Annotated in this window: 5 protein-coding genes; 4 read left to right on the plus strand and 1 reads right to left on the minus strand. The window is 75.3% G+C overall.

Annotation, left to right across the window (positions count from 1 at the left end):
- The 4 genes from G3I53_RS20960 to G3I53_RS20975 all read left to right on the plus strand — a co-directional run.
- Positions 1 to 943 (plus strand): acetate--CoA ligase family protein (locus tag G3I53_RS20960; RefSeq protein WP_203617292.1); only part of this gene is annotated, 943 nt, incomplete at its 5' end.
- A 98-nt stretch (positions 944 to 1,041) separates the two neighbouring features.
- Positions 1,042 to 1,629: a DUF5998 family protein gene (locus tag G3I53_RS20965; protein ID WP_164334368.1), complete on the plus strand. Its 588-nt coding sequence runs from the start codon at positions 1,042 to 1,044 to the stop codon at positions 1,627 to 1,629.
- Complete coding sequence (locus G3I53_RS20970) at positions 1,629 to 2,858, plus strand: nucleotide pyrophosphatase/phosphodiesterase family protein (protein WP_164334369.1); 1,230 nt, start codon at positions 1,629 to 1,631, stop codon at positions 2,856 to 2,858. The genes G3I53_RS20965 and G3I53_RS20970 overlap by 1 nt, the downstream gene beginning before the upstream one ends.
- A 79-nt stretch (positions 2,859 to 2,937) precedes the next feature.
- On the plus strand, positions 2,938 to 3,588 hold the full coding sequence (locus G3I53_RS20975; protein ID WP_164334370.1) for a thymidine kinase: 651 nt from the start codon (positions 2,938 to 2,940) through the stop codon (positions 3,586 to 3,588).
- A 103-nt stretch (positions 3,589 to 3,691) separates the two neighbouring features.
- On the opposite strand, the gene G3I53_RS20980 is transcribed toward G3I53_RS20975, so the two are convergent.
- Positions 3,692 to 4,558, minus strand: coding sequence for a PhzF family phenazine biosynthesis isomerase (locus tag G3I53_RS20980; RefSeq protein WP_164332744.1), 867 nt, complete (start codon positions 4,556 to 4,558; stop codon positions 3,692 to 3,694).
- Positions 4,559 to 4,701: the final 143 nt, after the last annotated feature.

Here is a 4,701-nt window from a genome sequence, read left to right on the forward strand (position 1 = left end):
CGGCCCCCCGCCCGTGACCCGGACCGCCCAGCCGTCCCCGGCCCCCTCCGACGGCCCCCGGCCCGCGCCGCCCGAGGGCGCCCACCTCATCCCCGCCTACCCGGCCGCCGAACGCGCCGTCCGCGCGCTGGCGCACTCCGTCGAGTACGCGCAGTGGCGCCGGGACGCCGCCGACCCCGGCAAGGTGCCCGAGTACGACGACATCGACGAGAAGGCCGCCGCCGCCCTCGTCGACCGGCAGCTCACCAGCGGCCAGGGCCTCACCCTCGGCCAGGACGAGACTTGCGACCTGCTCGGCACCTACGGCATCCACGTGCACCGCGCGCTGCCCGCACCGAGCCCCGACGCCGCCGCCGGGGCCGCCCGCAGCCTCGGCTACCCCGTGGCCCTCAAGGCCACCGCCCCCCACCTGCGCCACCGCGCCGACCTCGGCGGCGTCCGCCTCGACCTCGCCGACGAGGAACAACTGCGCAGGGCGTACACCGAACTGACGGAGCTGTTCGGCACCCCCGAGGAGCTGCGGCCCGTCGTGCAGCGCATGGCACCCCGCGGCGTCGACACCATCGTCCGGGCCGTCATCGACCCCGCCGCCGGGGCCGCGCTCTCCTTCGGGATCGCCGGACCGCCCTCGCAGCTGCTCGGCGACATGGCGCACCGCCTGATCCCGGTCACCGACCGGGAGGCCGGGTCCCTGGTCCGGGCCATCCGGACCGCGCCGCTCCTCTTCGGCTGGCGCGGCTCCGCCCCCGTCGACACCCCCGCCCTCGAGGAACTGCTGCTGCGGGTGTCCCGGCTGGTCGACGACCACCCCGAGGTCGTCGCGGTCACCCTGGAGCCGGTCGTCGTCGCACCGCAGGGCCTGAGCGTGCTGAGCGCCTCCGTGCGCCTGGCCCCGCCGCCCGCCCGCGACGACCTCGGCCCGCGCACCCTCCCCGCCTACTGACGTCCCGGCCGGGCGCCCCGGCCGGGACCGGGAGCCGCGGAAAACCCGAGGACACGGAGCGGTGCCTCGCAGTCAGCGGTCCCCCGTAGGATGGGCGCATGGCCAAGACCAGTACGACGACCCAGGGGCTGCGGGCGGCGATCGAGCGCAGCGGCTACTACCCGGCCCTCGTGGCCGAGGCGGTGGAGGCCGCCGTGGGCGGCGAGCCCATCCGGTCGTACCTGGTCCACCAGGAGACGACGTTCGACCAGAACGAGGTGCGGCGGCACGTGACCGTGCTCGTCCTCACCGGCAACCGCTTCATCGTCAGCCACACCGACGAGCAGTCCGCCGACAGCACCTCCCCGACGCCCTACGCCACCACGTCCACCGAGTCGGTCAAGCTGAGCCGCATCTCGTCCATCGTGGTCAGCCGCGTGGTCGCCAACCCCGAGTCGTACACGCCCGGCACGCTGCCGCGCGAGATCGTGCTCACCATCGGCTGGGGTGCCGTCTCGCGCATCGACCTGGAGCCCGCGGCCTGCGGCGACCCCAACTGCGAGGCCGACCACGGCTACACGGGCAACTCCACGGCGGACGACCTCAGCCTCCGGGTCAGCGAGGCCGGCGACGGCCCGGAGACGGTGCGCCAGGCCCTGGCCTTCGCACAGGCGCTCTCCGAGGCGACCGCGGACCAGACGCGCTGATGGCGTACCCCCCGCAGCCCACGCCTCCCGCGCGCCCCACGGCCACCACCGGCTGGGGGTCCCACTCCGAGCCCCTCGCCCCGGACACCGCGCCCGTGCCCCAGTACGGCAGCGGATCGCTCGCCGACCTGCTGCCCACCATCGCCGCGGGCATGGACGTACCCGGCACCACCGCCGCCATCGCGGAACTCGCGCCCGCCGACCGCTGCTGCGTGTTCCTGATCGACGGACTCGGGTGGGAGCAGCTGCGCGCCCACCCCGACGAGGCGCCGTTCATGACGTCCCTGCTGGCCGCCTCGCGCGGCGGCACCGGCCGTCCGATCACGGCCGGCTACCCGGCGACGACCGCCACCTCCCTGGCCTCCGTCGGCACCGGCCTGCCGCCCGGCGTGCACGGCCTGCCCGGCTACACCGTCCGCAACCCGGACACCGGCGAGCTGATGAACCAGCTCCGCTGGCAGCCCTGGACCCAGCCCGCCGCCTGGCAGCCGTATCCCACGATCTTCGAGCGGGCCCACCGGGCGGGGGTCCATGCCGCACAGGTCTCCTCCCCGGCCTTCGTCAACACGCCGCTGACGAAGGTCGCGCTCAGCGGCGGCACCTTCCACGGGCGGCTGTCCGGCGAGGAGCGCATGGACCTGGCGGCCGGACAACTCGCCGCCGCCGACCGCTCCCTGGTCTACACGTACTACTCCGACGTCGACGGCGCCGGCCACCGCTTCGGCGTGGACTCCGACACCTGGCGCGGCCAGCTCATGTACGTCGACCGCCTCGTTCAGCGCCTGGCCGAACAGCTCCCCGAGCGCAGCGCGCTCTACGTCACCGCCGACCACGGCATGATCGACGTGCCCTTCGACGAGGAGCACCGCATCGACTTCGACGCGGACTGGGAACTGAGCGCCGGGGTCGCCCTGCTCGGCGGTGAGGGCCGCGCCCGGCACGTGTACGCCGTGCCCGGCGCCGCCGGCGACGTGCTGGCCTGCTGGCGCGAGGTGCTCGGCGAGCAGTTCTGGGTCGCCTCGCGCGACGAGGCGATCGCGGCGGGCTGGTTCGGCCCGCGGGTGGACGAGCGGGTGTACGGCCGCATCGGCGACGTGATCGCCGCGGCGCGCGACGACGTCCTGCTCATCGCCTCCGAGCGGGAGCCGAAGGAGTCGGCGATGGTCGGCAACCACGGTTCGATGACCCCTGCCGAGCAACTGGTCCCCCTGCTCGAAGTACGCTCCTGAGGTCCGCACCACCCCCGCCGACCCCGCACGCCCACCACCGGAACCCGCCCGATCCTGGCCGAAAGGTGCCCGACCCCCCATGCCCGAGCTGGTGTTCTTCTCCGGAACCATGGACTGCGGGAAGTCGACGCTGGCTCTGCAGATCGAGCACAACCGTTCGGCCCGCGGCCTGGCGGGTGTCATCTTCACCCGCAACGACCGGGCCGGCGAGGGCAAGTTGTCCTCCCGCCTCGGCCTCGTCACGGACGCGGTGGAGGTCGGGGAGGGCGCCGACCTCTACGCCCACCTGGTCGACCACCTCTCGCAGGGCGGACGCGCGGACTACGTGATCGCCGACGAGGCGCAGTTCCTCGCCCCCGAGCAGATCGACCAACTCGCCCGCGTGGTGGACGACCTGGACATCGACGTCTACGCCTTCGGCATCACCACCGACTTCCGCACCCGCCTGTTCCCCGGCTCGCAGCGGCTCGTGGAGCTGGCCGACCGGGTCGAGGTGCTCCAGGTGGAGGCCCTGTGCTGGTGCGGCGCCCGCGCCACGCACAACGCCCGCACGGTCGGCGGGGTCATGGTCGTCGAGGGCGCCCAGGTGGTGGTCGGCGACGTCACCGACTCCGCCGACGAGGTCGGCTACGAGGTCCTGTGCCGCCGCCACCACCGCCGCCGCATGACCGCGGCCACGGCCCGCGCGGCGGCCCTGTCCCCGGACGTCCTGCCGATGCCGACCGTCTGACGGGGCACGCCCGGCCGGTCCGTTCCGGTGCCGCCGGCACTCCGACCGGGCGCGGCCCGGCGCATGCGGGCTCCCGCGTCGCCGGCCGGCGCACCGCCCGCCGTCAGCCGATCCGGGCCCCCGCGCCACCGACCCGCACCCGCGGGTCCCCCGCGCGCAGCGTCACCGTCAGCTCGCCCGGACGGCCCAGGTCCTCGCCCTGGTGCAGGGTGAGGACGGCGTCCTCGGGGACCAGGCCCAGCTCACGCGCGTAGGCGCCGAACGCGGCGGCCGCGGCACCGGTCGCCGGGTCCTCCACGACACCGCCCACCGGGAACGGGTTCCGCACGTGGAACACGCCGGCCGACTCCCGCCACACCAGCTGGACCGTGGTCAGGTCCAGGCGGTGCATGAGCGCCTCCAGGCGGGCGAAGTCGTAGGCCAGGTCCGCGAGCCGGGCCCGGGTCGCCGCCGCCAGCACCAGATGGCGGGCCCCGGCGAAGGCGACCCGGGGCGGGAAGTCCGGGTCGAGGTCGGCGGGCGGCCAGCCGAGCGCGGCCAGCGCCTCGGTGAGATCGGCGGCAGCGATCTCCTCCACCCGCGGCTCGACGCTGGTGAGCGTGGCCCGCAGGGCGCCGTCCACCTCTGTCACCTCCACCGGTACGGTGCCGGCCCGGGTGGCGAACACCAGCTCCCCGGGGCCGGTCCGCTCGGCGAGCGCGATCGCGGTGGCGACGGTCGCGTGCCCGCAGAACGGCACCTCCGCCTTGGGGCTGAAGTAGCGGATGCCGTACGCCCGTCCGCCGAGTCCCGCGGGGGGCGCGGTCAGGAACGCGGACTCCGAGTACCCCAGTCCGGCGGCGATGGCCAGCATCTCGTCGTCGCCCAGTCCGGTGGCGTCCAGGACGACACCGGCGGGGTTCCCGCCGTCGGGGGTGCTGGAGAACGCGGTGTAGTGCAGCACTTCGGGCTTCGGCGTGTTCGTCGTCATGATCCGGCCAACACCGGCCGGGGCGCGGCTGTTCCGGCTGCGGGTCCGGCCCCGGGCCGGGCTGCGGTCCGGCGGGTCCGCGCGCGGGTGGCCGTGCACGGCCGGTGCGTACGCCGGGAGAGCGGGCCCGCCGGCAAGCAGGC

The organism is Streptomyces sp. SID14436 (assembly GCF_010548465.1).
In the GTDB taxonomy this organism is placed as follows: domain Bacteria; phylum Actinomycetota; class Actinomycetes; order Streptomycetales; family Streptomycetaceae; genus Streptomyces.